Annotated in this window: 20 protein-coding genes and 1 other RNA gene; 3 read left to right on the top strand and 18 right to left on the bottom strand. The window is 73.6% G+C overall.

Features of this window, described 5'->3' with window-relative positions; genetic code table 11:
* Nucleotides 1-52 precede the first annotated feature (52 nt).
* Nucleotides 53-1,393: a UDP-N-acetylglucosamine 1-carboxyvinyltransferase gene (gene murA, locus ACFVHB_RS07550; protein ID WP_380316618.1), complete on the top strand. Its 1,341-nt coding sequence runs from the start codon at nucleotides 53-55 to the stop codon at nucleotides 1,391-1,393.
* Nucleotides 1,394-1,468: 75 nt separating this feature from the next.
* Here the strand turns inward: murA and ACFVHB_RS07545 are convergent, their stop codons facing one another.
* From ACFVHB_RS07545 to ftsE, 8 genes are all read right to left on the bottom strand, one after another.
* Entirely contained in the window at nucleotides 1,469-1,750 is a 282-nt protein-coding gene (locus ACFVHB_RS07545) for an HU family DNA-binding protein (RefSeq protein WP_030059737.1), read from the bottom strand.
* Nucleotides 1,751-2,260: 510 nt separating this feature from the next.
* A complete protein-coding gene (locus ACFVHB_RS07540) occupies nucleotides 2,261-3,733 on the bottom strand; it encodes an NAD-dependent malic enzyme (RefSeq protein WP_380316615.1) in 1,473 nt (490 codons plus the stop codon).
* Between the two features lie 350 nt (nucleotides 3,734-4,083).
* Nucleotides 4,084-6,420: a HelD family protein gene (locus ACFVHB_RS07535; RefSeq protein ID WP_380316612.1), complete on the bottom strand. Its 2,337-nt coding sequence runs from the start codon at nucleotides 6,418-6,420 to the stop codon at nucleotides 4,084-4,086.
* A gap of 151 nt (nucleotides 6,421-6,571) precedes the next feature.
* Nucleotides 6,572-6,953, bottom strand: a transfer-messenger RNA (tmRNA) gene (ssrA, locus tag ACFVHB_RS07530).
* A 108-nt stretch (nucleotides 6,954-7,061) separates the two neighbouring features.
* Nucleotides 7,062-7,538 carry an SsrA-binding protein SmpB gene (gene smpB, locus ACFVHB_RS07525; RefSeq protein WP_350741094.1) on the bottom strand — a complete coding sequence of 159 codons (477 nt, stop codon included), beginning with the start codon at nucleotides 7,536-7,538 and terminating at the stop codon, nucleotides 7,062-7,064.
* A 44-nt stretch (nucleotides 7,539-7,582) separates the two neighbouring features.
* Entirely contained in the window at nucleotides 7,583-8,728 is a 1,146-nt protein-coding gene (locus tag ACFVHB_RS07520; protein ID WP_380316609.1) for a S41 family peptidase, read from the bottom strand.
* 118 nt (nucleotides 8,729-8,846) lie between these two features.
* Nucleotides 8,847-9,758: a permease-like cell division protein FtsX gene (gene ftsX / locus ACFVHB_RS07515; RefSeq protein ID WP_380316606.1), complete on the bottom strand. Its 912-nt coding sequence runs from the start codon at nucleotides 9,756-9,758 to the stop codon at nucleotides 8,847-8,849.
* 76 nt (nucleotides 9,759-9,834) lie between these two features.
* Nucleotides 9,835-10,524, bottom strand: a complete 690-nt coding sequence (ftsE, locus tag ACFVHB_RS07510) for a cell division ATP-binding protein FtsE (protein ID WP_148644607.1) — start codon at nucleotides 10,522-10,524, stop codon at nucleotides 9,835-9,837.
* Nucleotides 10,525-10,873: 349 nt separating this feature from the next.
* On the opposite strand from ftsE, the gene ACFVHB_RS07505 reads away from it, so the two are divergent.
* Nucleotides 10,874-11,068 (top strand): hypothetical protein, encoded by a 195-nt coding sequence (locus ACFVHB_RS07505; protein WP_030059729.1) that lies wholly within the window; start codon nucleotides 10,874-10,876, stop codon nucleotides 11,066-11,068.
* Between the two features lie 105 nt (nucleotides 11,069-11,173).
* On the opposite strand, the gene prfB is transcribed toward ACFVHB_RS07505, so the two are convergent.
* The 3 genes from prfB to ACFVHB_RS07490 form a co-directional block, all read right to left on the bottom strand.
* Nucleotides 11,174-12,283, bottom strand: a complete 1,110-nt coding sequence (gene prfB, locus ACFVHB_RS07500; protein ID WP_380316602.1) for a peptide chain release factor 2 — start codon at nucleotides 12,281-12,283, stop codon at nucleotides 11,174-11,176.
* 57 nt (nucleotides 12,284-12,340) lie between these two features.
* Entirely contained in the window at nucleotides 12,341-13,597 is a 1,257-nt protein-coding gene (locus ACFVHB_RS07495; protein ID WP_380316599.1) for a serine/threonine-protein kinase, read from the bottom strand.
* Between the two features lie 217 nt (nucleotides 13,598-13,814).
* Nucleotides 13,815-15,734: a protein kinase gene (locus ACFVHB_RS07490; protein ID WP_380316597.1), complete on the bottom strand. Its 1,920-nt coding sequence runs from the start codon at nucleotides 15,732-15,734 to the stop codon at nucleotides 13,815-13,817.
* 426 nt (nucleotides 15,735-16,160) lie between these two features.
* Here ACFVHB_RS07490 and ACFVHB_RS07485 point away from each other — a divergent pair, with 426 nt between their 5' ends.
* Nucleotides 16,161-19,013 carry an FtsK/SpoIIIE domain-containing protein gene (locus ACFVHB_RS07485; RefSeq protein WP_380316594.1) on the top strand — a complete coding sequence of 951 codons (2,853 nt, stop codon included), beginning with the start codon at nucleotides 16,161-16,163 and terminating at the stop codon, nucleotides 19,011-19,013.
* 93 nt (nucleotides 19,014-19,106) lie between these two features.
* Here the strand turns inward: ACFVHB_RS07485 and ACFVHB_RS07480 are convergent, their stop codons facing one another.
* From ACFVHB_RS07480 to ACFVHB_RS07450, 7 genes are all read right to left on the bottom strand, one after another.
* Nucleotides 19,107-20,072, bottom strand: coding sequence for an enoyl-CoA hydratase/isomerase family protein (locus ACFVHB_RS07480; protein WP_380316591.1), 966 nt, complete (start codon nucleotides 20,070-20,072; stop codon nucleotides 19,107-19,109).
* Nucleotides 20,069-21,202 carry a cytochrome P450 gene (locus tag ACFVHB_RS07475; protein WP_380316903.1) on the bottom strand — a complete coding sequence of 378 codons (1,134 nt, stop codon included), beginning with the start codon at nucleotides 21,200-21,202 and terminating at the stop codon, nucleotides 20,069-20,071. Before ACFVHB_RS07475 ends, ACFVHB_RS07480 begins: the two co-directional genes overlap by 4 nt.
* Nucleotides 21,203-21,492: 290 nt before the next feature.
* Nucleotides 21,493-22,890: a cytochrome P450 gene (locus ACFVHB_RS07470; protein ID WP_380316588.1), complete on the bottom strand. Its 1,398-nt coding sequence runs from the start codon at nucleotides 22,888-22,890 to the stop codon at nucleotides 21,493-21,495.
* 67 nt (nucleotides 22,891-22,957) lie between these two features.
* Nucleotides 22,958-23,548 carry an ATP/GTP-binding protein gene (locus tag ACFVHB_RS07465; protein ID WP_380316585.1) on the bottom strand — a complete coding sequence of 197 codons (591 nt, stop codon included), beginning with the start codon at nucleotides 23,546-23,548 and terminating at the stop codon, nucleotides 22,958-22,960.
* The gene (locus ACFVHB_RS07460; protein WP_380316583.1) at nucleotides 23,523-23,897 is read right to left on the bottom strand and encodes a DUF742 domain-containing protein; all 375 of its coding nucleotides are present in this window, start codon (nucleotides 23,895-23,897) and stop codon (nucleotides 23,523-23,525) included. Before ACFVHB_RS07460 ends, ACFVHB_RS07465 begins: the two co-directional genes overlap by 26 nt.
* Complete coding sequence (locus ACFVHB_RS07455; protein ID WP_380316580.1) at nucleotides 23,894-24,295, bottom strand: roadblock/LC7 domain-containing protein; 402 nt, start codon at nucleotides 24,293-24,295, stop codon at nucleotides 23,894-23,896. Before ACFVHB_RS07455 ends, ACFVHB_RS07460 begins: the two co-directional genes overlap by 4 nt.
* Nucleotides 24,292-25,596: an ATP-binding protein gene (locus ACFVHB_RS07450; protein ID WP_380316577.1), complete on the bottom strand. Its 1,305-nt coding sequence runs from the start codon at nucleotides 25,594-25,596 to the stop codon at nucleotides 24,292-24,294. The genes ACFVHB_RS07455 and ACFVHB_RS07450 overlap by 4 nt, the downstream gene beginning before the upstream one ends.
* Nucleotides 25,597-25,845 lie beyond the last annotated feature (249 nt).

Here is a 25,845-nt window from a genome sequence, read left to right as displayed (position 1 = left end):
CTCCCGACCCGGAGCCCCACCCACTCCTCTGGCACCCCGGATTGCGAGAACGATGACCGACGACGTCCTGCTGGTCCACGGCGGAAACCCGCTCGAAGGCGAGATCCGGGTCCGTGGTGCGAAGAACCTGGTCCCCAAGGCCATGGTCGCCGCCCTGCTCGGGCAGGGCCCCAGCAGACTGCGCAACGTCCCGGACATCCGCGACGTCAAGGTGGTCCGCGGCCTGCTCCAGCTGCACGGCGTGACGGTCCGCACCGGCGACGAGGACGGCGAGCTGATCCTCGACCCCTCGCACGTGGAGAGCGCCAACGTCGCGGACATCGACGCGCACGCCGGCTCCTCGCGGATCCCGATCCTGTTCTGCGGCCCGCTGCTGCACCGCCTCGGCCACGCCTTCATCCCGGGCCTCGGCGGCTGCGACATCGGCGGCCGCCCGGTCGACTTCCACTTCGAGGTGCTCCGCCAGTTCGGCGCCACCATCGAGAAGCACCCGCAGGGCACCTACCTGGTCGCCCCGCAGCGGCTGCGCGGCACCAAGATCGAGCTGCCGTACCCGTCGGTCGGCGCCACCGAGCAGGTGCTGCTCACCGCCGTCCTCGCCGAGGGCGTCACCGAGCTGCGCAACGCGGCCGTCGAGCCGGAGATCGTCGACCTGATCTGCGTCCTGCAGAAGATGGGCGCGATCATCACCATGGGCACCGACCGGACCATCCTGATCACCGGTGTCGACGAGCTGGGCGGCTACACCCACCGCGCGCTGCCGGACCGCCTGGAGTCCGCCTCCTGGGCCTGCGCGGCGCTGGCCACCAAGGGCGACATCTACGTCCGCGGTGCCCGTCAGCTGGAGATGATGACCTTCCTGAACACCTTCCGGAAGGTCGGCGGCGCCTTCGAGGTGGACGACGAGGGCATCCGCTTCTGGCACCCGGGCGGCGAGCTCAAGGCGATCGCCCTGGAGACCGACGTGCACCCGGGCTTCCAGACCGACTGGCAGCAGCCGCTGGTGGTCGCGCTGACCCAGGCGACCGGCCTGTCCATCGTGCACGAGACGGTGTACGAGTCGCGGCTCGGCTTCACCGGCGCGCTGAACCAGATGGGCGCCCACATCCAGCTCTACCGCGAGTGCCTGGGCGCCACCCCGTGCCGCTTCGGTGCCCGCAACTTCCTGCACTCCGCGGTGGTCTCCGGCCCGTCCAAGCTGATCGGCTCCGAGCTGGTCATCCCGGACCTGCGCGGCGGCTTCTCGTACCTGATCGCGGCGCTGGCGGCCGAGGGCACCTCGACCGTGCACGGCATCGACCTGATCAACCGCGGCTACGAGAACTTCATGGACAAGCTGCGCGACCTCGGCGCCCACGTCGAGCTGCCCAGCGAGCGCCTGATCACCGCCTGACCGGCGCACCGGCGACGGCGAGAGGCCGGGCCCCCCTGACGGGGAGCCCGGCCTCTCGGGCGTTCAAGGGGTGGTTCAGGCGCCCTTGGCGGCTTCCTTCAGCTTGGAGCCGGCGCTCACCTTGGCGCTGTAGCCGGCCGCGATCTGGATCGGCTCACCGGTCTGCGGGTTGCGGGCGGTGCGGGCAGCGCGGTGGGTGCGCTCGAAGGTCAGGAAACCGGGGATGGTGACCTTCTCGTCGCCCTTGGCGACGACCTCGCCGACGATCTCGGCGAAGGCGGCCAGAACGGCGTCGGCGTCCTTGCGGGTCACCTCGGCGCGCTCGGACAGCGCGGCCACCAGCTCACTGCGGTTCATGTGTACTCCTGTGGTCTGTTCGCTTGCGGTGTGCGGGGGCCCATCGGTGCTCCCTCCGGGGGGCACCCGGATAGGCCGCAGGTCCGCACACAGTGCTCATTCAGGCAATGCGTGGTCGCGGGCCGGGTTCGTACCCCGCGCCGCGACGCCGGTGCCGTCGAAGGCCCGCCTGCCTGCCCGGATACGAATCCTGCCCCGACCGGCCCCGAGAAAGCCAATCGGGCCCCGGCCGCGCCTCCCGAACAACGCCCGCCCGCCGGAGGTGTGACGCTCCGTCGGCTCCGGTGGTCCGGGTGCGGGCGGCGGCCGGGACGACACGCCGGAAGACCAGGGGGACGTTCCGTACTTGTCGGACACGCCTGCCCCGTGCAGGGCTACCGTACGCCCTAGGCACGACAAGCCCAAACACGCCCCTCGCCCTTGTGTCGCAAGGGTTCGGGGCGGGCTTGGGTGGGTAAGACCGGTATTCGGTCATTTGACCGATCCGCGACACGAGCCGCGCCGGTGCCGTCAGAGCTTGACGGCGGGGAAGGAAGCGGTGTCGAGCGTGCCGACGATGCCGGGGGTCGGACGGGCCTGCACGGGCGCCTCCTGAGCACCCGCCAGCGCGGCCTCGCGCACGGCGGCGGCCACCGTCTTGGCGACGTCCTTGTGGAACACGCTGGGGATGATGTAGTTCGCGTTCAGCTCGTCGTCGGCGACGGTGGTGGCCAGCGCCCGGGCGGCGGCGATCATCATCTCGGTGTTGACCGTCCGGCTCTGCGCGTCCAGCAGGCCGCGGAAGACGCCCGGGAAGACCAGCACGTTGTTGATCTGGTTCGGGAAGTCGCTGCGGCCGGTGGCGACCACCGCGGCGGTCTGCCGGGCCACCGCCGGGTCGACCTCCGGGTCCGGATTGGCGAGCGCGAACACGATCGCGCCCTCCGCCATGGCGGCGATGTCATCGCCGTCCAGCACGTTCGGGGCGGAGACGCCGATGAACACGTCGGCGCCCGCGACGGCCTCCTTGAGGCTGCCGGTGCGGCCCGAGCGGTTGGTGTGCTCGGCGATCCAGCGCAGCGAGTCGTTGAGGTCGTCGCGGCCCTCGTGGACCACGCCCTTCACGTCCGCGACGGTGGCGTGCTCGACGCCGGCCGCCAGCAGCAGCTTGAGGATCGCGGTACCGGCGGCGCCGGCGCCCGACATCACGACCCGGATGTCGCCGATCGCCTTGCCGACCACCTTGAGCGCGTTGGTGAGCGCCGCCAGCACCACGATCGCGGTGCCGTGCTGGTCGTCGTGGAACACCGGGATGTCCAGGGCCTCGCGCAGCCGGGCCTCGATCTCGAAGCAGCGCGGCGCGGAGATGTCCTCCAGGTTGATGCCGGCGAAGCCCGGGGCGATCGCCTTGACGATGGCCACGATCTCGTCGGTGTCCTGGGTGTCCAGGCAGATCGGCCAGGCGTCGATGCCGGCGAACCGCTTGAACAGGGCCGCCTTGCCCTCCATCACCGGCAGCGCGGCCGCCGGGCCGATGTTGCCCAGGCCGAGCACCGCGGAGCCGTCGGTGACCACGGCGACGCTGTTGCGCTTGATGGTGAGGCGGCGGGCGTCCTCGGGGTTCTCGGCGATCGCCATGCAGACCCGGGCGACACCCGGGGTGTAGATCATGCTCAGGTCGTCACGGTTGCGGATCGGCAGCTTCGAGGACATCTCGATCTTGCCGCCGAGGTGCATCAGGAAGGTGCGGTCCGAGACCTTGCCGATCGACACGCCGTCGATCGCGCGCAGCTTCTCGACGATCTCCTCGCCGTGGGCGACCGAGGACGCGGCCACGGTCACGTCGATCCGCAGCGCCTCCAGGCCGGAGGCGGTGACGTCGAGGCCGGTGACCGATCCGCCGGAGGACTCGACCGCCGTGGTGATCGCACTGACGGCGTTGCCCCGGGCCGGGACCTCCAGCCGCACCGTGATCGAGTTCGAGACACTGGGCACCGTCGCCATCGACGTCCTTCTTCCGTCCACTGAGGGTGTCTGCGCACCGGGCATCTCTTCAACAACTTGTTGAAGCGGCACGCAGCGCATGCTAGACCTCGATCGTCGCACCTGCCAGGGGAAAGTCAGAAATAACGTTCATTGAGTGTGCGGATCCGACAAGACCGCCCGGCTCTTCTTGCCCCCGGGGGGCGATGCGTTACATTGGACGGGACACCGGCTCGATCCAAGCCCCCGGGCCCAACCTTCGTCCCTTCGAGGGACCACTTGCCGCGAGGCGAGCATGGCGGGTCGGTGTCATCTAACGACTGAAGGCCCCTCACCTCCGGGTGAGGGGCCTTCGTGCTGCCGACGCTCCGTCAGCCGTGCAGCAGCGCGGGCACTCCCGCGGCGTCGGGCAGGTCGTCCGGGCCGGAGAGCACGGTCAGCCGCTGGGTCGCCCGGGTCAGCGCCACGTAGAGCACCCGCAGGCCGGCCTCCGACTCGCCGGCGATCCCGGTCGGGTCGGCCACCACGGTCGCGTCGTACTCCAGGCCCTTGGCCTCCAGGCTGCCCAGCGCCACCGCGCGCTCCCCCAGGCCCGCGATCCAGCCGGCCGCCTCGGCCCGGCGGTCCATCGGCACGACGACCGCCACGGTGCCGTCCACCTCCGCCAGCAGCCGCTCCAGCTCGGCCCGGGCCGCCGCGCCGAAGGCCTCCGGCGCCGGGTCCAGGACGGCCGCGAACCGCGGCTCCACGCCGACGTGGCGCACCGCGCTCGGCGACGGCGTGCCCGGCGCGGCCAGCGCCAGCACCTTGGCCGCCACCTCGGCGATCTCGGCCGGGTTCCGGTAGTTCACCGTCAGCGTGTAGCGCCGGCGCGGCTTGCCGGACAGCACCTCGTCCAACGCGGCCTGCGCCTCCTCCGGGAACGGCCAGGAGGACTGCGCCGGGTCGCCGACGATCGTCCAGGTGGCCGTCCGGGCCCGGCGGCCGATCATCCGCCACTGCATCGGGGTGAGGTCCTGCGCCTCGTCCACGATGATGTGCGCGTACTCGGTGCGCTCCACCGGCACCCTCCCCCAGCCTCCGGCCGGGGGTACCCCCACGCGTCGTCCGGCGGAGCGGTCGGCGAAGGTGGTGACCTCGTCCAGGCCGGACAGCAGGTCCACCGCGTCCACCTCGCGGACCTTCGGGCGGGCCGGCTCGCCGAGCAGCACCTGGAGCTCGTCCACCAGTGCCACGTCGTGCGCGGACAGCGCCCCCTCGCCGCGCTCGTTCAGCTGCCGCCAGGACGCCGCCAGCACCCTGGCCTCGTCCGGGGTGACGGCGCGGCGGGCGATCCGGTTGGTGTGCCGGCTCTGCTTCAGGGTGCCGAGCACCCGGCGCGGGGTCACCGCGGGCCACCAGGCGTCCAGGAAGTCCAGGAACGGCGGCTCGTCCGAGACGTACTCGTCGAACGCCTCCTTCTCCTCCTGGCGCTGCTCGCGGGCGTAGTGGTCGGCGGGCTTCGGCAGGTGCCGGGTGGCCTCCTGCCAGAGCGCGTCCAGCAGCAGCCGGCGGGCGCGCGGACGGAGCAGGTTCAGCGGGGTGCCGCCGGAGCCGATCACGTTGCCGCGCACGGCCTTCAGCCGGCCCGCGTCGAGCCGCAGCACCTCGCCGCGGGCGACCACCTTCAGCTCCTGCGGGGCGCCCAGCTCCAGCGCGGCCCGGGCGGCCCGGCGCAGCAGCTGCACCATCCGGGCCGAGCCCTTGATCCGGGCCGCCTCCGGGGTGTCGTAGGTGCCCGCCTCGATGCCGTCCACCAGGGAGCCGACCGCGCGGATCGCGACCTGGCCCTCCTCGCCGAGCGAGGGCAGCACGCCCTCGGTGTACGAGACCAGCAGCGGGGTCGGGGAGACCACCAGGATGCCCCCGGCGTAGCGGCGGCGGTCCTGGTAGAGCAGGAACGCGGCGCGGTGCAGGGCGACGGCGGTCTTGCCGGTGCCGGGGCCGCCGGTGACCAGGGTGGCCCCGGCCGCGGCGGCCCGGATCACCTCGTCCTGCTCCTTCTGGATGGAGGAGACGATGTCCCGCATCGAGTGGCTGCGGGCCCGGCCGAGCGAGGCCATCAGCGCGCCGTCGCCGACCACCGCCAGCTCCCGGCCGTCCAGGGTGGGGGTGAGGTCGGGGCGGAGCAGGTCGTCCTCGACGCCGATCACCTTGCGGCCCTTGGAGCGGATCACCCGGCGGCGGATGACCCGGCCGGGCTCCAGCGGGGTGGACCGGTAGAACGGCGCGGCGGCCGGTGCCCGCCAGTCGATCACCAGCGGGCCGTACTCGGCGTCCAGCACCCCGAGCCGGCCGATGTGCAGGGTCTCGGCGACGGCCGGGTCGGCCGGGTCGAGCGGGGTGTTGGAGGGGATGCCGTGCTCCTCCGGCGCGTCGGCCCGCTGGAGGTCTATCCGGCCGAAGAGGAAGTCCTCGAACTCGTTGTTGAGCCGCTGGAGGTGGGCGCCGGCCCGGTACACCTGGGCGTCGCGCTCGGCGAGCGCGCCGGGGGTGCCGACCTGTACGCGCTTGGCGGCGTCCTCCAGGATGTACTCGGCCTCGGCGAGCTTCTCCTCCAGGCGGTGGTACACCGTGTCGAGGTGGTGCTGCTCCCCGGCGATCTCGCGCTCGCGGACGGTCTCGTGATCGGCGGCGGTGGTGTCCGTGTTGCTCTGCTTGCTCTGCATGGCCTCGGTGGTAGCGGCGGGAGTCCGGCTCTGGGAAACGAGCGGACGGAAGATCCTACGCCCCCACCCCCGCACCGCGCCGCACCGGGACGGGAAGACGTGAAGGCCGCCCCCCGCTGAGCGGTGGACGGCCTTCACTGTGAACATGGGGTGGTGGAGATGCCGGGAATCGAACCCGGGTCCAGTGGAGTTAATTCAGGGCTTCTCCGAGCGCAGTCCGCTGTGCTTTTCTCGGCCCTGGCGGTCACACGGACAAGCCGCCAACAGGCCCAGCTGCTGTTTGATTTCCCATCCGCCCTCGCAGCCCGGGCGGACGGTTGAGTTCCCTAGATTATGCCAGGGTCCGGGTCGGGAACCCCCCGGTCTGACACCCAAGCGCTCTTAGCTGTTATTAGGCAGCGAGAGCGAACTGCTGGGAATCGCGCTTAGAGTTGGCGATTATTTTTTTGCGACACGTGGTTAACGAGATCATTGCCGCGTTCCTCGGCTCGCTTCCCCTGTTTCAACATCCCCTGTCGAAACCGATCATCCCCATGTTTTGTTGAGAAACAGCTCGGACGGCGACCGTCCGTGTTGCTTGCGCCATAGTACGTGAGGCGACGGGCGAGGGTCCAGCGGATTAACCCCGGCGTCGCCGCGGCTCAGCGCTGGCGCCGTCGGGCCGCCGCCACCGCGCGGGCCGCCTCGCGGGTGTCCTGCTTCTCGCGCAGCGTCTGCCGCTTGTCGTACAGCTTCTTGCCGACGGCGAGCGCGAGTTCGAGCTTCACCCGGCCGTCCTTGAAGTACAGCGAGAGCGGGACCAGGGTGTGGCCGGCGTCCCGGACCTTGGTCTCGATCTTGCGGATCTCCAGCTTGTGCAGCAGCAGCTTGCGCTTGCGCCGCGCGGCGTGGTTGGTCCACGTCCCCTGGGTGTACTCGGGGATGAAGACGTTGTCGATCCACGCCTCGTGGTTCTGGATGTAGGCGTAGCCGTCGACCAGGTTGGCCCGCCCCTCGCGCAGTGACTTGACCTCGGTGCCGGTGAGCACGAGGCCGCACTCGTAGGTGTCGAGGATGGTGTACTCGTGTCGCGCCTTCTTGTTCTGCGCGATCAGCTTCTGTCCGGTTTCCTTTGCCATAGCGGGGTCATTCTCGCACCCCGGGCCGGTGCCGAGCAGCCCCTTTACGCGCGGGTCCCGAGACCGGCGAGGACCCGCAGGGCCAGGGCCCCGGCGTCCTCGGAGGCGGTGGCCGGCACGTCCGGGGTCAGGCCGGTGCCCTCCGGGGAGCGGCCGGCGGGGGTGTAGTAGCGGCCGACGGTCAGCTCCAGCACCGCGCCGTCGGCGAGCCGGCTGGGCTGCTGGACGGTGCCCTTGCCGAACGTCCGGCCGCCCACCACCACCGCCCGGCTGCGGTCCTGCAGGGCGCCGGTCAGCAGTTCGGCGGCGCTCATGGTGCCGCCGTCCACCAGCACCACCAGCGGGGTGCGCTGGTCGCCGCCGGCCGGGGCGGTCAGTTCGCGGGTCCCGCCGCGCTCCTGGTACGAGCCGACCGGGCCGCCGTCCAGGAAGACCCCGGCGGTCCCGGCGGCCTCCTCGACCAGTCCGCCGGAGTTCCCGCGCAGGTCCAGCACCACCCCGGCGTGCGCGCCGCGCACGGCCGCGCGCACCTGCTCGGCCACGCCGCTGGTGAAGGCCCGCACGGTGATCCGGACGACGCCCTTGTCCAGGTGTTCGACCGCGACCTGCTGACAGTCCAGCAGGACCCTGCGCAGCCGCACCTCGCGGACCTCCCCGTCGCCGCGCTGGACGGCGAGGGTGACCTCGGAGCCGGCCTGCCGCTCGCCCTCGCGCCCGCGCAGCCGGGCGACCACCTCGGTCACCGGCAGCCGGTCGGCCTGGTCCTGGCCGATCCGGAGCAGGCGGTCGCCGGCCGCGATCCCGGCCTCGGCGGCCGGCCCGGCCGGCCGGACCTGCGAGACGGCGGTGACGCCGTCCTGGCCGCGGCCGACGGACAGGCCCACCCCGAGGTAGCGGCCGTCCAGGCCCTGGCTGAACTCGGCGTACTCCTGCGCGCTGTAGTAGGCCCCCCAGCGGTCGCCGCTGGCGCCGATCAGGTGCTCGGCCTGCTGCTCGGAGAGCGCGGCGCCGGCCGGGTCCTGGCCGGCCGCGACGGCGCCCACGGCGGCCGGGGCCGCGTCCGCGGACGGGCGGGCCGGCGGCGTGCCCGCGTCGCCCCAGGCGCCGGTGGCGGCGCCGGCCAGCAGCACGGCACCGAACACCAGGCCGAGGGTGGCCGCCTGACGTGCCCTGCGCGGAGTTTCCAGCATGGCATCGGAGTGTAGGCGCAGCGTGCCGCGCGGCGGGCCGGAACGGCCGACGGCGGAACGCCGGCGGCCCCGGACGGCGCAGTGCCGTCCGGGGCCGCCGGGGTGCCGGGGCGCGGCGCTAGACCTTCAGGTACTTCCGGAGGGTGAAGAACGCCGCGATGCCGGCCATGCCCATGCCGACCACCACCAGCAGCGGTATCACCGCCAGCACCGAGCCGAGCCCGATGAAGTGGATGAACTGCACCCGGTCGGCCAGCCAGCTGTGGACGAAGAAGTGCCCGCCGAGCAGCAGTCCGGAGGCCATGATCGCGCCGAGCAGCGCGGCGAACGCGGCCTCGGCGATGAACGGCATCTGGACGTAGAAGTTCGAGGCACCGACCAGGCGCATGATGCCGGTCTCGCGCCGCCTGCTGTACGCCGACACCCGGACGGTGTTGACGATCAGCAGCAGGGCGACGAACAGCATCAGCACCATGATCACGAACGCCGCGGTCTGCAGGCCGTTCAGCAGGCCGAAGAGGTTCTCCAGGATCTTCCGCTGGTCCTCGACCGACTTGACCCCGGGCTTGCCGGCGAAGGCGCTCTGGATGACGTCGTACTTGGTCGGGTCCTTGAGCTTCACCCGCCAGGACTGCGGGATGGCCTCCGGGCCGAGGACGGAGATGAGCGGGTTGTCCGGGTTCATCTCCTTCCAGTGCTTGTACGCCTCGGCGGAGTTCTCGAAGGTCGCGGACTGGACCACCGAGTCCATCTTGTCCAGCTGGGACTTGATCTCGGCGATCTGCGGGTCGGTCGCCGCCCCCGACTGGCACTGCGGCGAGTTGCGGGCGTCCGACTTGGTGCAGAAGTAGATGCTCACCTCGACCTTGTCGTACCAGTACCCCTTCATGGAGTTCACCTGGTCACGGACCAGGAGGGAGGCACCGGCGAGGGCGAGGGAGAGCGCGACGCTGACGACGACCGCGATGGTCATCGTCAGGTTGCGGCGGAGACCCACACCGATCTCCGACAGGACGAACTGGGCGCGCATGCGTGTAACAACTCCAGGGTCGGTACTGCTGGTCGGGCGAGACGGGCCGGCGGCCCACGGGCTCAGCGCTGGAGGATCAGTGCTGGTACCCGTAGACGCCGCGGGCCTGGTCGCGGACCAGCAGCCCCTTGTCGAGCTCGATGACGCGCTTGCGCATCTGGTCGACGATGGCCTGGTCGTGGGTGGCCATCAGCACCGTGGTGCCGGTGCGGTTGATCCGGTCGAGCAGCTTCATGATGCCGACCGAGTTCTGCGGGTCGAGGTTTCCGGTGGGCTCGTCCGCGATCAGCAGCATCGGGCGGTTCACGAAGGCCCGGGCGATCGCGACGCGCTGCTGCTCACCGCCGGACAGCTCGCCCGGCATGCGGTCCTCCTTGCCGCCGAGGCCGACCAGGTCCAGCACCTCGGGCACCACCTTGTTGATGGCGCTCTTGGGCTTGCCGATCACCTCGAGGGCGAAGGCCACGTTCTGCGCGACCGTCTTGTTGGGCAGCAGGCGGAAGTCCTGGAAGACGGTGCCCAGCTGGCGGCGCATGTGCGGCACCTTCCAGTTGGACAGCTTGCCCAGGTCCTTGCCCAGCACGTGCACCTCGCCGGTGCTGGGGCGCTCCTCCCGCAGGCAGAGCCGCAGGAAGGTGGACTTGCCCGAGCCGGACGAGCCGACCAGGAAGACGAACTCACCCTTCTCGATCTCCAGCGAGACGTTGTCCAGGGCGGGACGGTTCTGCTTGGGATAGGTCTTGGAGACGTTGTCGAATCTGATCACGGCTGCATCACGGAGGCCATCCTAGGCGGCGCCAGTCCTCGGTCGGTCCACCCCGGGCGCCCGGCCCGGGGGCGGGCGGAGGGAGCGGAAAGGGCCGCTCCCGGCTTGGGACCATACGCGAAGCCGCGCCCGGCCCGCAGGGTCGGCCCGCGACAAGAGCCGGGACTTGAGGGAGAATGCCCGGTTATGCCCCGAAAATTAGGAGGCATCTCACAGCGCGGGGGCCGGAACGGCCAGAACCTGGCAGAGTGGAGGTGGTGGCCGGGGTCGGCCGCTCCCCCGCACAGGGCACGAACAGGAACCAAAGCCCCGTCCGGTGCGTTGGCTGAAGCAGCGAGGAGGAGATCGCATGACCTGCGACCATCTGGTGTGCGCCAACTGCAACGGCCGCGTGAGCGACGGCCGCTGCCCCGTGTGCCGCGCCAACCGGGCCCGGCTGCAGGAGCAGCAGGGTCCCTTCGCCGCGCTCTCCCCCGCGATGCTGCTGGCCCTGCTGGCCGGGCTGCTCGCGGTGGCACTGATCGCGCGGCAGGCACTGGCCTGAGGACCGGGCACCCGCCCGGGGCCCGGCCCCCACGACCTGGGACGAGGAGGCCCCCGACGGTGATCCGTCGGGGGCCTCCTCGCTGCGTTCGCGACCGCGGTGGGCTCAGCTCGCGGTTTCCCGCTGCTTCCGCCAGCGGATGCCGGCCTCGATGAAGCCGTCGATGTCGCCGTCCAGGACGGCCTGCGGGTTGCCGGCCTCGAACGCGGTGCGGACGTCCTTCACCATCTGGTACGGGTGCAGCACGTAGGAGCGCATCTGGTTGCCCCAGGAGCTGCCGCTGTCCTTGAGCGCGTCCATCGCGGCCTTCTCCTCCTGGCGGCGCCGCTCGAGCAGCTTGGCCTGGAGGACGTTCATCGCGGACGCCTTGTTCTGGATCTGCGAGCGCTCGTTCTGGCAGGAGACCACGATGCCGGTCGGGATGTGCGTGATGCGCACCGCCGAGTCGGTGGTGTTGACGCCCTGGCCGCCGGGGCCGGAGGCGCGGTAGACGTCCACCCGCAGCTCGGACTCGTCGATGTCGACGTGGTCGGACTGCTCGACGACCGGGAGCACCTCGACACCGGCGAACGAGGTCTGCCGGCGGCCCTGGTTGTCGAAGGGCGAGATGCGGACCAGGCGGTGGGTGCCCTGCTCGACGGAGAGGGTGCCGTAGGCGTACGGCGCCTTGACGGTGAAGGTCGCGGACTTGATGCCGGCCTCCTCCGCGTACGAGGTGTCGTACACCTCGGTCGGGTACCCGTGCCGCTCGGCCCAGCGCAGGTACATGCGCATCAGCTGCTCGGCGAAGTCGGCGGCGTCCACGCCACCGGCCTCGGCGCGGATGTTGATCAGGGCCTCGCGGGCGTCGTACTCGCCGGACAGGAGCGTGCGGACCTCGAGCTCCTCGACCGCCTTCTTGACGGCCTCCAGCTCGTGCTCGGCCTCCACGCGGGTGTCCGCGTCGTCCTCGGCCTCGGCCAGCTCGAACAGGACGCCCAGGTCGTCGATGCGGCCGCGCAGGGACTCGACCCGGCGCAGTTCGCCCTGGAGGAAGGAGAGCCGGCTGGTCACCTTCTGCGCGTTCGCGACGTCGTCCCACAGGTCGGGGGCGGCTGCCTCCTCCTCCAGGACCGCGATGTCGGCCCGGATCTTGTCCAGGTCGAGGACGGCCTCGATCGACCCCATGGTCGTGTCGAGGTTCTTGAGCTCTTCGGAAGGATCGACGGCTGCCACGCACCCAGGGTAATGCCCCCGGGGGTGGTCATGACGACACCGGGTGCCGATGGGCGCTCACGGGGCCCTCGGGGCGGTCGAGCGGACGGCCGGACGCGCCGGGTGACCGGCGTCCGGGGAGGCGGCGGCGAAGGCGGTCCAGGCGGCGGCCGCGCCGGCCAGCAGCAGGACCACGGCCACCAGGACGGCCAGCACCCGGCGGCGGCGCAGCAGGGCCTGCCGGTCCCGGCGGTGGGCGGTGGGGGCGGTGCGCTGGGCGCGGGACTCGGCCGCGTAGGAGGCCAGCTCCTGGGCGGAGGGGCGGCGCAGGCTGGTGTGGGTGTCCCGGGTGGAGTCCGGGGCGGCGCCCGGCACCAGCGGAACGGCCGGGCCGCGGCGGCGCTTGTGGGTGCCGGGGCCGGCGTCCACCTCGGCGTAGACCGCCTCGCCGGGGGTGAGCGGCTCCTCGGCGGGGGCGCGGCCCTGCTGCGGGATGGCCAGCACCGGCAGCCCGGCCAGCGCGGGCAGCTGCTCGCGCAGCCGGTCGGCCAGCTCGGCGGCGCGCAGCCGGGAGGCCGGGGCCTTGGCCAGGCACTCGGCGATGATCCGCCAGAGGCCGTCCGGCAGGCCGGGGACGGGCGGCACCTGCTCGGTGACGTGGCGGCGCAGCACCGCGCCGGTGTGGCCGCCGCCGAACGGGGTGAAGCCGGCCAGCAGCTCGTACAGCACGGTGGCCAGGGCGTAGATGTCGACGGCGGCGCGCGGCTCCAGGCCCTCGATGATCTCGGGGGCGAGGTAGTCGGGGGTGCCGATGATCCGGGTGGCGCGGGTCCGGCGCGGGGCGTCGACCAGGCGGGCCACGCCGAAGTCGGTCAGCTTGGCGCGCGGGGCGCCGCCGGGGCCGGGGGCGGCGGCGAGGTCGAGCAGGACGTTCTCGGGCTTGACGTCGCGGTGCACGATCCCGGCGGCGTGCGCGGCGGCCAGGCCGTCGGCGACGTCCGCGATGACCGAGACGGCGGTCTGCGGGGCGAGCGCGCCGTCGCGCTCCAGCCGGGAGCGCAGGTCGGTGCCCTGGACCAGCTCCATCACCAGGGCGAGGTCGCTGCCGTCGACGACCATGTCGCGCACGCCGACCACCCGGGGGTGGTCGAGGCTGGTCAGCGCGGCGCGTTCCTGCACGAAGCGGCCGACCAGCACCTGGTCGGCGGCCAGGTCCTCGCGCAGCAGCTTGACCGCGACCGGGCCGTCCGGTCCCTCGCCGAGCCAGACCGTCCCGGCCGAGCCCCGGCCGATCACCTGGTGGACGGTGTAGCGGCTGCCGATCTTGCGTGCCAATGCTGCTCCGTGGGCGGCGGGAGCGCACCGGGACGGTCCGGTGCGCTCGGTGGGGCGGGACAACAGCGACCAACCTACGCGCCCGGACCCCCTCCGCGGGCCGCCTGAGGGGCTCGGACCGGCACTGGTGGGCGAGAAATATTGTGAATTGTCGACAAAGCGTCAATGTCGCTGTCGGGCCACGGTCACCGGTCCGGAGGGCACACCCGGGACACCGTCAGTTCTTCGCACTGCCGAAGACGCTGCTCACCCAGTCGCTCGCGCTGTTGAACCAGTCCTGCACGTTGGCCCAGTAGTGCGGCAGCGGCGTGAAGTTCCACAGCGCCACCGCGGCCACGGCCAGCACCAGCAGCACCATCAGGCAGCCCTTCAGGCAGCCGAGGCCCGGGATGTACATCCGGTTGCGGCTGCGCGGGCGCGGCTCGCGGCGGGCCGGCGCCTCCCGGCGCTGCGGGGGCTCGCGGTGCTGCGGGGGCTCGCGGTGCTGCGGCGCGGGCGGCTCGGCCCGGCGCGGCACGGCCGGGGGCGCGGGCTGCGGCGGCGCGGCCTGGTAGCCCTGCGGCGGACCGGCCGGGGGCTGCTGCGCCCGGCCCTGGGGCCGGCCGTACCCGGGCGGCGGCGGAGGGGCCTGCTCGTAGCCGCGCTGCGGCGGCTGGTTGTAGCCGCCGGGCGGCTGCGGCCGGCCGCCGGACGGCTGCCGGCCCGGCTGGCCCGGCTGTCCCGCCTGGAAGGGCGGCGGGGCCACCGGCGGGCGCTGGGCGTAGCCGGGCGGCGGGGCCTGCTGGTAGCCGCCGCCCGGGGGCGGCTGCGGCGGCCGGTAGCCCTGCGGCCCGCCCGGGCCGCCCTGTCCGGCCTGGAAGGGCGCCGGGGCGACCTGCGGGGCCTCGAAGTCCTCCGGGTCGAAGTAGCCGATCTCGGTCTGCTGGTTGCGGTCCCGGGCGGCGCGCAGCTGGGTCTGCCACGGGTGCGGCGCCTCGGGCTGCGGCGGCCCCTGCGGGACCGGCGGGACGGCGGCCGGCGGCATCACCCTGGTCCGGTCCGCGGCGCCGTACGGGGCGGCCGGCGGCGGCTGGGTGCCCATCACGGCGGTCGCGGCGGACGGGTCGTACTGCTGGCCCGGCTGCCCGGCCGGGAGCACCTGGGTGCGGTCCTCGGCCCCCGGCGTCCCGACGGCGGCTGCCTCCGCGACGCCGCCCGGCGCCCCGCCCGGGACGGCGGCCGGCTGCGGGTCCGGCAGCAGCAGCGCCCCGACCGCGAGCGCCTCGTCGACCGCCGCCGGCGAGGCGTGCACCCCGACCCCGTTGGCGACCACCCGCAGCGCGCAGGCCAGCGAGACGGCGCTCGGCCGCTGCGCCGGGTCCTTGCGCAGGCAGCGCTCGATGACCGTCCAGAGCGGGTCGGGCATGGTCGACGGGCGTTGCGGCTCCTGGGCCAGGTGCGCCTGGAGCACGGCGAGCGGGCCGTCGCCCTGGAACGGCTGCCGGCCGGTGACCAGCTCGTAGAGCATGATCCCGGCGCCGTAGACGTCCACCGCGGAGGTCTGCGGGCGGCCCTCGGCGGACTCCGGGGCGACGTAGGCCGGGGTGCCGACGAACTCGTGGGTTCGGGTGATCCCCGGGGAGTCGGCGAGCCGGGCGATGCCGAAGTCGGTCAGCATCGGGTGCATCTGCTCGGTGCCCTGCACCACGACGGAGGCGAGCAGCACGTTGGCCGGCTTGAGGTCGCGGTGGACGATGCCGTCGGCGTGGCTGGCCGCCAGCGCGTCGGCGACCTGGGCCATCAGCAGGGCGCCGGCGATCGGACTGAACGGGCCGTTGCCGCGCAGGTAGCGGGCCAGGTCCGGGCCCTCGACCAGGTCCATCACCAGGGCCAGCAGCTCGCCCTCGACGACCAGGTCGCGGACCTTGACGATGTTGGGGTGGGTCAGCCGCAGCAGCAGCGAGCGCTCGCGCAGGAAGCGCATCACCACGTCGGGGTCGGCCGCCAGCTCCTCGCGCAGCACCTTGATCGCGACCGGCTGTCCCGGCTCGCCGCCGGGCACCGCGACATCCGCGCGGACCCGTCCGCGCCAGACGGTGCCGGTGGCCCCCCGTCCGAGGGTCTCCTCAAGCAGATACTTGCTGCCGACTGGCCGCACCTGTCGCACTCCTCGCCGTGCCGCCCGCGCGGGGCGCTCCTCCGCCGGTGCGGTGAGCCTGCCGGGCCCGTGTTCCGGCCACTCTAACGGTGTCCGTTCACGTTTTTGAGGCGACCGGCGAGGGGTTCGGCACGGGTCTGCGGGACATCCTCGGGAGGGAGTCCCGGAGGCCGGGCGCCGGGCCCGCCGGGCGGCGGTTGACCTGACTCCCCGTCGCCTCCACCATGGCGATGATCGCAAGATCGTCAAATCCGGTACCGTGCGCGGACTGTCGGTGACGGATGGCAGGATGACACTCGCCACTCTTGTGGCCCAATGCCGCCGCGGCGGCCCGCGGGGCGTCGAGCACCGCCGGGCCCGCCGCACCGGCCGGGCCGCGGGAACCGGCACCAGGCCTCAGCACCAGCAGAAGGGACCGCGGGCGAGATGCAGATCCGGCTGACCGTCCTCCGACCGCGCAGCGGCCCGGCAGCCGCCGGCTCCGCCATCCCCTACGTGGACGTGCTGGTCACCGCGCCCGTCGGCACCGCGCTCGGCTCCCTCGCGGGCGCCCTCGCCGGCGCCGTGGGCGTGCGCGGCCCACGGGCCGCCACCCACGTGCACCTGTACGCCGGGGCCCAGCGGGTGGACGAGCACACCCTGCTCGGCCACCCACCGCTGCTCGACGGCGCCGTCCTGAGCCTCAACGAACCCGACCCGACCGCCGACGACCCGGACGACGCCCCGGCCGCCGCCGAGCTCCGGGTGATCGGCGGCCCCGACGCCGGCGGCGTGCACCGTCTGCACGGCCGCGAGATCCGGGTCGGCCGCTCCGCCGACGCCGACGTGCCGCTCGACGACCCGGACGTCTCCCGGCTCCACCTCGCCCTCCACCTCGGCGAGGACGGCCGGGTCACCGTCCGCGACCTGGGCTCCACCAACGGCACCACGCTGGACGGCCGGATCGTCCCGCCCCTGGCACCCGAGGAGGCCGTCCCGCTCGACGGCACCGGTCTGCTGCGGATCGGCGAGTCCACCCTCCAGGTCACCGTCCCGGATCCCCGGGACGCCTCCGGCGTGCCCACCCGCGCCGCGCTCCCCGACGGCCACGGCCACCTCCAGCTCGCCCCGCCCGCCCCGGCCCGGCCCGCCCCGGCCGTGGTCGAACCGCCCGCCGCACCCGAGCCCGCCGCCGGCCGCAGCCGCGGCCTGCTCTCGCTCCGGCTCGGCCGCGCCGCCGCCGAACCGTCCGGCCAGGAGAGCGCCGAACGCCACCACGCCGCCGTCCGCACCCGGCAGGCCGCCGCCCAGCGCGAGCGCTGGCCCGACCCCGCCACCCTGCTGCTCAACGCCCTCGGCCCGGGCCCGCGGCTCTGGGAGCGCGGCCCCGGCCACCCCGACGCGCTCACCCTGCGCCTGGGCACCGCCGACCTCCCCGGCGGCCCCGGCACCACCCCCGGCACCCTGCTGCCCGCCGTCCCGGTCACCCTCGACCTGCAGACCGCCGGCAGCCTCGGCCTCAGCGGCCCGCGCGGACGCCTCGACGCGCTCACCCGCGCCGTCGTCGCCCAGCTCGCCGCCCTGCACCCGCCCACCGGCCTCAGCCTGGTCGTGGTCGACGCCGACCCGGCCCGCACCCCCGAGGAGCGGGCCGACACCTGGGCCTGGGCGCTCTGGCTGCCGCACCTGCGCCCCACCGACGGCCAGGACTGCCGGCTGCTGCTCGGCCTCGACGACGACCAGGCCACCGCCCGCCTCACCGAGCTCACCACCCGGCTGAGCGGCCCGACCGGCCTCGGCGGCCACCCCGCCACCGTGATCGTGGTCGACGGCCGCCCGGCCACCGAGGCAGCCCGGCAGGCGCTCGACCTGCTGCTGCGCCAGGGCCCGGCCGTCGGCATCTTCCCGGTCTGCCTGGCCGAGCAGCCCGAGCTGCTGCCGCGCGGCCTCGGCGCCACCGCCCTGATCACCGGCGAGGTCGGCACCCACCTCTCGCTCGACCGGCCGGTCGCCCGCGGCCGCGAGACCCTGCACGAGGTCTCGCTGGACGCCGTCTCGGACGCCTGGGCCGAGCGGCTGGCCCGCGTCCTCGCCCCGCTGCGCGAAGCCGTCCCGGCCGCCCGCGGCCCGCTGCCCGACGCACTGCGCCTGCTCGACCTGCTCCAGCTCGACACCGTCACCCCCGCCAAGCTCTCGGCCCGCTGGTCCGCGCACGCCGGCGGCATCGGCGCCGCCACCGCCCTGCTCGGCACCACCCGGGACGAGCTCTGCACCCTCGACCTGGCCGACCCCGAGCTCACCCTCCCCTCCCCCGACCCGGGCGGCCCGCACCTGCTCATCGGCGGCGCGCGCGGCTCCGGCAAGACCGAGCTGCTGCGCACCCTGGTCGCCTCGCTGGCCGTCTCCGAACGGCCCGAGCGGCTGACCGTCACGATCATCGAGGGCCGGGCGACGCAGGACGGCCTGGACGGCTGCACCGAGCTGCCGCACGTCACCGGCCATCTGAACGCCGCCACCGACCCGCGGGCCGCCCTGCTCGCCGCGGAGGCGCTGGAGGACGAACTCGCCCTGCGCGAGCGGCTCTTCGACGGACTGGACTTCGCCTCCTGGCAGGCGGCCCGCATCCTGGACGACCGCGGCCTGGACAAGAAGCAGGCCGACGCGCCCGACCGGCCCGCCGTCCCGGTACCCGCCGTCGTCGGGGCGGCCGCCCCCGGCCCCCTGCCTCGGGTCGTCCAGCCGCGCGGCAGCGGCGACGCCCCCCGGCCCGCCGCCGCACCGCCCGCCGCGCCCGTGCCGGCCCGGCTGGTCGTCGTGGTGGACGACTACGACGCCCTGCTCGCCCCGACCTCCCCGGCCGGCCGTCCGCTCGCCCGGGCGCTGGCCGCCGTCGCCCGGCGCGGGGGCCCGCTCGGCGTCCACCTCGCCGTCACCACCGGCCGACCGGAGGAGAGCGCCGGCACCGAGGTCGACGAGGCCGCGCTGCTCCGGATCGCGCTGCGCACCGACGACCCCGCCGACTCCGACCTGCTGATCCACCTCGGCGACGCCGCCGCGCTGGCCGAGGACACCCCCGGCCGCGGCTACCTCCGGCTGCCCGACGGCGGCGTGACCGCCTTCCAGGCCGCCCGGATCAGCGGCCGCATCCCGCGCACCGCGACCCTGCGGCCGACCGTCGTCGCCATAGACCCGCTCCAGCTCGGCGCCCCGCCCGCCCGCCGGCCGGTCCGCGAACTGGGCAACGGGCCGACCGACCTGGCCCTGCTGGCCAGCGCGCTCCAGCGGGCGGCCGCCCAGTAGCGGCTCCGGCGGACCGGCTGCCCGGCGGACCAGCGGCCCCGGGCGCGGGCGCGGGCGCGGACCCGACCGGGCCCGCCGGGCGGGTCCGGCGGCTCAGGGAGCGGGGGGCGGGGAGGCGGCGTGCCGGGCGTACTCGGCGGCGGCGAGGACGGAGGCCATCAGCTCCGCGTCGAGGACCGAGGTGTCGGCCAGCCGGGTCGCCGCCGCGTGCGAGTTGAGCAGGGTCCTGGTGACCCGCAGCGCGGCCTCGGGGCGGCGCACGACGGCCCTGGTCCAGTCCGCCACGGCCCGGTCCAGGTCCTGCTCGGGCACGACCCGCTGCAGGATCGAGAGCCCGTACGCCTCGGCGGCCCCCACCGTACGGCTGGTGAGGATGATCTCCCGAGCGCGGGCGGTACCGACCTCGTGCAGGAGGCGCGGGAGCAGGCCGCCCCAGGCGACGGGCAGGCCGAGGGCGAGTTCGGGCAGCCGGAAGGCGGCGGTGTCGGCGCCGACCCGCAGGTCGCAGGCGAGGGCCAGGGCGAACCCGGCGCCGATCGCCCGGCCCTGGACCCGCGCGACGGTGACGGCGGGGCTGCCGGTGATCGCCTCGCAGACCCGGCGGGCCTTGCTGCCGGAGCTGCGGACGCCGCCGCCGGTGGGGTCCTCGGCGAGCGTCGCGGCGAGCTCGTCGCGGTCGCCGCCGAGGCAGAAGTCGGGGCCGGCGGCGGACAGGACGATGACGCGGACGGCCGGGTCCGGTGCGCCGAGGACGGCGAGGAGCTCGTCCAGCATGGCGTCGGTGACGGCGTTCCCGGTCTCGGGGCTGTTCAGCTCGACGTGCAGCACCGGGCCGCGGCGCTCGGCGCGGACGGTGCGGGCCGGGGCGGGGGCTGGGGCGGCGGCTGCGCCGGGGGCTGGGGCGTCGCCGGACTGCTCGGGCCAGGCCCCGGACGCGCCGCGGGCGTGCTCGGACCCGTCGCCCGGACGGCCGGAGCCGGTGGCTTCCGACGGCCGCGGGGGGTACGGGGAGGGCTGGGCGTGCTCGGGATGCGGGATCACCCGGGGGGAGACGTTCATGCGGCCACTCTCAGGGACGTCACGCGGTGGAAGACCATCCGGGACGCGTACTCGGGCGGGCTGATCGCCCGCAGGGTCGGGAAGCGCCGGAGCAACTGGCCGAGCAGGGTGCGCGCCTCCAGTCTGGCCAGGCCGGCACCGAGGCAGTAGTGGGCGCCGCCGCCGAAGGCGATGTGGGAGCCCTTCCGGAGGATGTCGAAGGTGTGCGGGGCCGGGTTGCGGCGCGGGTCGTGGGCGGCCGCGCCGTACATCACGTGGACCATGGTGTCCTTGGGGACGAACACGCCGGACAGCACGGTGTCCTCGGCCGCGACCCGGCTGTTGAGGCGGATCGGCGGGTCGTAGCGCAGCGCCTCGTTGATCGCGTCGTCGATGTGCTCGGGCCGTTCCCGCAGCCAGTCCCACCTGCCGGGCGACCGGAGCAGCGACCAGACCAGCGAGGACATCAGCGTCGCCGTGGTCTCCAGGGAGGCGATGGTGACGAACATCGTGAGCTGGTAGACGATCCGGTCGGTCGACGCGCGGTCGGACTCCAGCGCGTCCCAGGTGCGGATCCAGCCGGACACCACGTCGTCGCCCGGGTTCTCGCGGCGCTCCCGGACCAGGTCGGTGAAGTACCGGCGCAGTTGCACCGTCGCCGCCTCGGAGGTCGCCAACTGGCTCTTGGTGGGCAGGAGTTCCTGGGCGTACACCTGGTTGTGCGTCATCTCGAGGATGTGGTCGTAGTCGTCCGGCGCGATGTCCAGCCAGCGTCCGACGGTGTTGATCGGCAGCCGCTCGCTGACCACGGTGGCCAGGTCGGCCTCGCCGTCCTCCCGTATTCGCTCGGCCAGCCGGTCGAGCAGGCCGGCGACGTCGGCCTCGACGGCCGGCGCCACGGCCTCCAGGGTCTGCCGGTCGAAGAGGTTGCCGAGGCTGTGCCGCTGCCGGGTGTGGTCGGGGGCGTTGAGCCGGGAGAGGGTCCGGCTCATCTCCTGGGTGGCGACGGCCTGCCAGCGCCCGGTGTCGGCCTGCCGGTCCTGCCAGGCGAAGTCGGGGACGAGCCAGGCCCTGCCGCGCAGGACCTGGTTGCACGCGTCGTAGCCGGTGACGAGGTACCCGCCCCACGGGGCGGGGACGAGGTCGCCCATCGCCCGCAGCTCGTCGTAGATGGGGAGCGGGTGGGCCAGCCCCTCGGCCGACCGCAGCCGCCTCAGGAGCGGAACCGCGGCGCGGCGGTCCAGGTTCACTGGGCAGGCATCCAACATGGCGGTCACACGGACTCCTTGCGCTCGGCGGGGAAGTACGGCGGCGACCTACCCAGCAGCGGCGCGCTCAAGCGTCGAGTTGTGTTGTCCCTGTCACATACGGCGAGGAGTCTGCCGGGGCCGGCGCGCCGCACCGCGGCCGGCCGCGGACCGCAACGTCCGGAACGGCCCGGTCAGAGCCGGAAGACGTCCAGGAAGGAGCTCCACCACCCCTTCTGCTTGCGGCCGTTGGCGGGCGCGGCGGCGGGCGCGTGCGGCACCCCGGTCCCGGTGCCGGTCCCGCTCGCGAGCACCGGACCGGTGGCCGGGCGGCCCGGTTCGTGGCTCGCGACCGGTGCCTGGTGCCTGGCGGGCGCCGGGCTGAACCGCACCGGCAGCGAGACCAGTCCGCGCTGGAAGGGGCCCGGCCGCCACTCCAGGCTCTCCGCGGGCACGGCGAGCGTGACGTCCGGCAGCGCGTTGAGCAGGCACTCGATCGCGGTCAGGGCGATGAGCTGGGCCGGCGACTTGGCCGGGCAGGCGTGCGGGCCGGCGCCCCACGCCAGGTGGGCGCCCTTGCTGAGGGTCAACCGGGCGTCGGTCAGCGCCGGGTCGCTGTTGGCGGCGGCGAAGCTGATCACCACCGGACTGTCCGCGGGCAGCCGGTACCCGCCCACCTCGACGTCCTGCATCGGGAAGTGCGTCGCGTAGTTGGCGATCGGCGGGTTGTTCCACAGCACGTCGTCGAGGGCGTCCTCGACGCGCAGCCCGTAGCCGGTGCCGCCGCCGGACAGCAGCAGGAGCAGCGCGTTGCCGATCAGGTTGCGCTCGGGCTCGACGCCGGCGCCCATCAGCATGACCAACTGGTCCTTGAGCTCCTCGTCGCGCAGGCCGGCCGGGTGCTGCACGAGCCACGAGGTGATGTCGTCGCCCGGCTGACGGCGCTTCAGCGCGACCAGGTCCATCAGGCAGGCGTTCAGCTCCTCGTTGGCCTGCATCACGTCGAGGCCGTCGAAGAGCGCGGACATGCTGCGGGTCAGCCGGTCCCCGATGTCGGCCGGGCAGCCGAAGAGCTGGTTGAACAGCAGCAGGGGCAGCAGCTTGGCGTAGTCGTTGAGCAGGTCGGCGCGGCCCAGCGGGCCGAACTGGTCGATCAGGTAGCCGGCGATCCGCTCGACGTGCCGGTTGAGCCGGTTGTCGTTGAGCCGCTCCAGGCTCTCGGTGACGGCCTTGCGCAGCCGCAGGTGCTCGGTGCCGTCCGTGAACAGGCAGTTGGGCCGGTAGAACATCATCGGCAGGACGGGGCTGTCGAGCGGCACCCGCCCCTCGTTCAGCGCCGCCCACCGCCGGGAGTCCCGGGCGAACAGCCCCGGGTTCTGCAGGACCCGCAGGGCGGCCTCGTGCGAGGTGACCAGGGTGGCGTCCACGCCCGGTGCCAGCTCCACCGGGGCGACGTGGCCGTGGGCGCGTAGCTCGTCGTAGACCGCGCCGGGGTCGGACGAGAACGCGTCCCCGTACAGCGGCGTGCGCCCGCCGTGCATCGGGCAGCCCGGGGGAGGCGACTGGGGGGCGGGTCGCTGCGCAGATTCCATGGGTCGTTCCTTGGGGGTGGCCCCGGGCGGGTGCGGCCCCGGGCGGTGGTGACGGGGAAGGGAGAGGTCAGGAGGCGCGTTCGAGCAGGTGCCGGACGAGGGTCAGCAGGGCGTCGGCCGACGAGCGCTGGTCCCGCGCGTCGCAGAACACCACCGGGGTGTGCGGCAGCAGGTCGAGCGCCTCGCGCAGCTCGGCCTCGGTGTAGTCGCTCTGCCGGTCGAAGCTGTTGACCGCCACGGCGTACTCCAGGCCGTACTGCTCGATCAGGTCGATGACGGGGAAGGTGTCGGAGAGGCGGGTCGGGTCGGTCAGCAGCAGGGCGCCCAGCGCCCCCCGCGACATGTCCTCCCAGAGCTGCATGAAGCGCTGCTGGCCCGGGGTGCCGAACAGGTACAGCACCAGGTCGTCGCCGAGCGTCAGCCGGCCGAAGTCCAGGGCGACGGTCGTGGTCTTCTTGTCCGGCACCCCCCGGAGGTCGTCGACGCCGCTCGACGCCTGCGTCATCTTCTCCTCGGTGCTCAGCGGGGCGATCTCCGACAGCGCGCCGATGAACGTGGTCTTGCCGACCGCGAAGTGCCCGACGACGAGGATCTTGACGGCGGTCGTCACCGCGCCCGATACGTAGATGTCCTCAGGCGAAGCGGCGTTGAAGTCCATGCAGTACCTTCTCTAGGAGTCTCGGATCCGGGGCCTGGGCCGGAGGCGGGGTCCCCCTGCGCAGCAGCCGTCCCGCACTGATCAGGTCCGTCAGCAACAGCCTCACCACCCCCACCGGCAGCTCCAGGCGGGCCGCGACCTCGGCCACCGAGAGGTACCCGCCGGAACACAGCTTCCAGATCGCCACGGTCTCCGGGCTCGGGCGGGCCGGGAGCTCCTGCCCGGGACCGACGGTGACCAGGGTGATCAGGGAGAGGTCGTCCGCGCTGGGTAACTCACGGCCGCCGGTGATCACGTAGGAGCGGATGAAACCGCCGGAGACCCTCTGCTCCTCGCCAGGGGACGTCATGAGCCACTGTGTGTGCTCTGGCGCGGCGCCGCGGTCATCGCCCGGCCGAGCGCGCCGACCTGCTGCTGCATCCGGAAGGACATGGCCTCCATGTCGACGTCGGGGGCGGTGGAGGCCGCGAGGTAGGCCCCGCTGCCGGCGGCGATCAGGAAGATCCAGCCGTGGTCGTACTCCAGGAGGGTCTGGCGCCACGCACCACCGCTGCCCCCGACGAACGGGGCGACGGCCCGACTCAGGGACTGCATCGAGCTCATCGCGGCGGCGTTGGTCTCCGCCTCGTCCCGGCCGATCTCGCTGGACCGTTCGAGCAGCAGGCCGTCGGCGGAGACGAGGATGGCATGCCGGGCACCGCGCACCTGAAGCACATCGTTGAGCACCCAGGACAGATCAGGGCTCACTGGATCTCGGTTCCTTCCGTGGTCATGGTGTTGCGCCCGGACAGCGTCCCGCGTTGGAACGCGCCGAGGCGGGATGCCGTCTCCCGGCCGGTGGCCGGCGCCTGCTCGTCGGCGCGGCCGGGGCCGGCGTGGCGCGGGCCGGACTGGCCGGGGTCGGCGTGGCCGGGGTCCTGCGGGTGCGGGACCACCGAGACGGGGCGCCGGCGGCGCCTGGGCAGCCGTCCGTCGGCCGTCGTCTCCGGTTCCGCGACGTGGGCGACCGGCGCGAGGGGCGCCCGGTCCGGATCGGGCAGCGGGGCGAGCTGCTGTGCGGGGGCCTGCGGCTGGACCAGCACGGGCGGGTCCGCGGGCTCGGCCTGGTACCCGCCGAGGTCAGCGGCCACCGGGGGCGCGACGTCGCTGCTGAGCAGCTCGGCCGGCAGGAGCACGACGGCCCGCACGCCTCCGTACGGGGAGACCGAGTCGACGGAGACCCGGAAGCCGTAGCGGGCGGCCAGCATGCCGGAGACGGCGAAGCCGAACTTCGGCGGGTTGCCCAGGCTGGTGAGGCTGATCGGCGCGCCCGGGTTGAGGAGCGCGGCCGCGCGGTCCTTCTCCTCCTGCCCCATGCCGAGGCCGGCGTCGTCGACGATCAGGCAGACGCCGGTCGGAACGGCCTGGACGCTGACCTCCACCGGGGTGTCGGGGGCGGAGTAGTTGGTCGCGTTGGCCAGCAGCTCGGCCAGCACGATGGCGACCGGCTCGACGACCTTGCTGACGAGCGAGACGCTGACCCGGGAGTTGATCCGCACCCGGTCGAAGTGCCGGATCCGGCCCTGGGCGCTGCGGGCCACGTCGTAGATCGAGGCCACGCTCTCCCGGCGGCCCAGCCAGCCGCCGCAGAGCACCGCGATGCCCTGGGCACGGCGGCCGAACTGGCTGTTCGCGTGGTCGATCACCATCAGGTCGGCCAGGATCTGCGGACTGTCGCCGTACTTGCGCTGCACCCGGTCGATGACGACCTGCTGCTCGTCGGCCAGGCCCTGCAGCGTCCGCATCGCCGCCTTGAGGACAGCCTTGGTGTCCTCCTCCGCGTCGCGGCGGACCTCCGCCACCTCGGCGGCGTGCCGGCCCTGCAGCTGCGCGTTCAGCACGCCGAGTTCGTCGCGCTGCCTCACGGCGAGGGAGCCCGCCTCCTCAAGGGAAACGTTTCGCCTGCGCAGCGCCTGGTTCGTCCTCCAGGCCTGGAGGGCGGCTCCGACGGCTGCAAGCATGACCACGACAAGGACCCAGACAAGGGGTTCCCGCACATATGACGTCATGAAACTCTCTTCAGGTGGCATCGCGTCAGGGACGAGGTCCGGACCGCCCGGCGCGAATGGGGACTGGCGGCCTGCACTCCCCCGGAAGACACCTGTCGTTCCATCACGTCGGTGGGAGCTCTTCCGTTAACGGGACCTGTGACAACGCCTATCGCGGAGTCAGCTTACTGCAACTACTGGCGTGTCAGAACAGTTGTCATTTAGGGCAGTTGGGACCAAACTCCGCCACTTGCCGCCGTCCCGGCCGGA

Source organism: Kitasatospora sp. NPDC127111 (assembly GCF_042677465.1).
In the GTDB taxonomy this organism is placed as follows: Bacteria; Actinomycetota; Actinomycetes; order Streptomycetales; family Streptomycetaceae; genus Kitasatospora.
The sequence above is the reverse complement of the archived record's forward strand: the minus strand, read 5'-3'. Positions and strand labels throughout refer to the sequence as shown.

Coding starts and splice junctions, on each gene's coding strand:
- ACFVHB_RS07480 (WP_380316591.1), bottom strand. CDS start 20,072: ATGAACGTCTCCCCCCGGGTGATCCCGCATCCCGAGCACGCCCAGCCC.
- ACFVHB_RS07450 (WP_380316577.1), bottom strand. CDS start 25,596: ATGACGTCATATGTGCGGGAACCCCTTGTCTGGGTCCTTGTCGTGGTC.
- ACFVHB_RS07465 (WP_380316585.1), bottom strand. CDS start 23,548: ATGGACTTCAACGCCGCTTCGCCTGAGGACATCTACGTATCGGGCGCG.
- ftsX (WP_380316606.1), bottom strand. CDS start 9,758: ATGCGCGCCCAGTTCGTCCTGTCGGAGATCGGTGTGGGTCTCCGCCGC.
- ACFVHB_RS07470 (WP_380316588.1), bottom strand. CDS start 22,890: ATGGAATCTGCGCAGCGACCCGCCCCCCAGTCGCCTCCCCCGGGCTGC.
- ACFVHB_RS07535 (WP_380316612.1), bottom strand. CDS start 6,420: ATGCAGAGCAAGCAGAGCAACACGGACACCACCGCCGCCGATCACGAG.
- ACFVHB_RS07520 (WP_380316609.1), bottom strand. CDS start 8,728: ATGCTGGAAACTCCGCGCAGGGCACGTCAGGCGGCCACCCTCGGCCTG.
- ACFVHB_RS07485 (WP_380316594.1), top strand. CDS start 16,161: ATGCAGATCCGGCTGACCGTCCTCCGACCGCGCAGCGGCCCGGCAGCC.
- murA (WP_380316618.1), top strand. CDS start 53: ATGACCGACGACGTCCTGCTGGTCCACGGCGGAAACCCGCTCGAAGGC.
- ACFVHB_RS07475 (WP_380316903.1), bottom strand. CDS start 21,202: ATGGGCGACCTCGTCCCCGCCCCGTGGGGCGGGTACCTCGTCACCGGC.
- ACFVHB_RS07545 (WP_030059737.1), bottom strand. CDS start 1,750: ATGAACCGCAGTGAGCTGGTGGCCGCGCTGTCCGAGCGCGCCGAGGTG.
- ACFVHB_RS07505 (WP_030059729.1), top strand. CDS start 10,874: ATGACCTGCGACCATCTGGTGTGCGCCAACTGCAACGGCCGCGTGAGC.
- ACFVHB_RS07540 (WP_380316615.1), bottom strand. CDS start 3,733: ATGGCGACGGTGCCCAGTGTCTCGAACTCGATCACGGTGCGGCTGGAG.
- smpB (WP_350741094.1), bottom strand. CDS start 7,538: ATGGCAAAGGAAACCGGACAGAAGCTGATCGCGCAGAACAAGAAGGCG.
- ACFVHB_RS07460 (WP_380316583.1), bottom strand. CDS start 23,897: ATGACGTCCCCTGGCGAGGAGCAGAGGGTCTCCGGCGGTTTCATCCGC.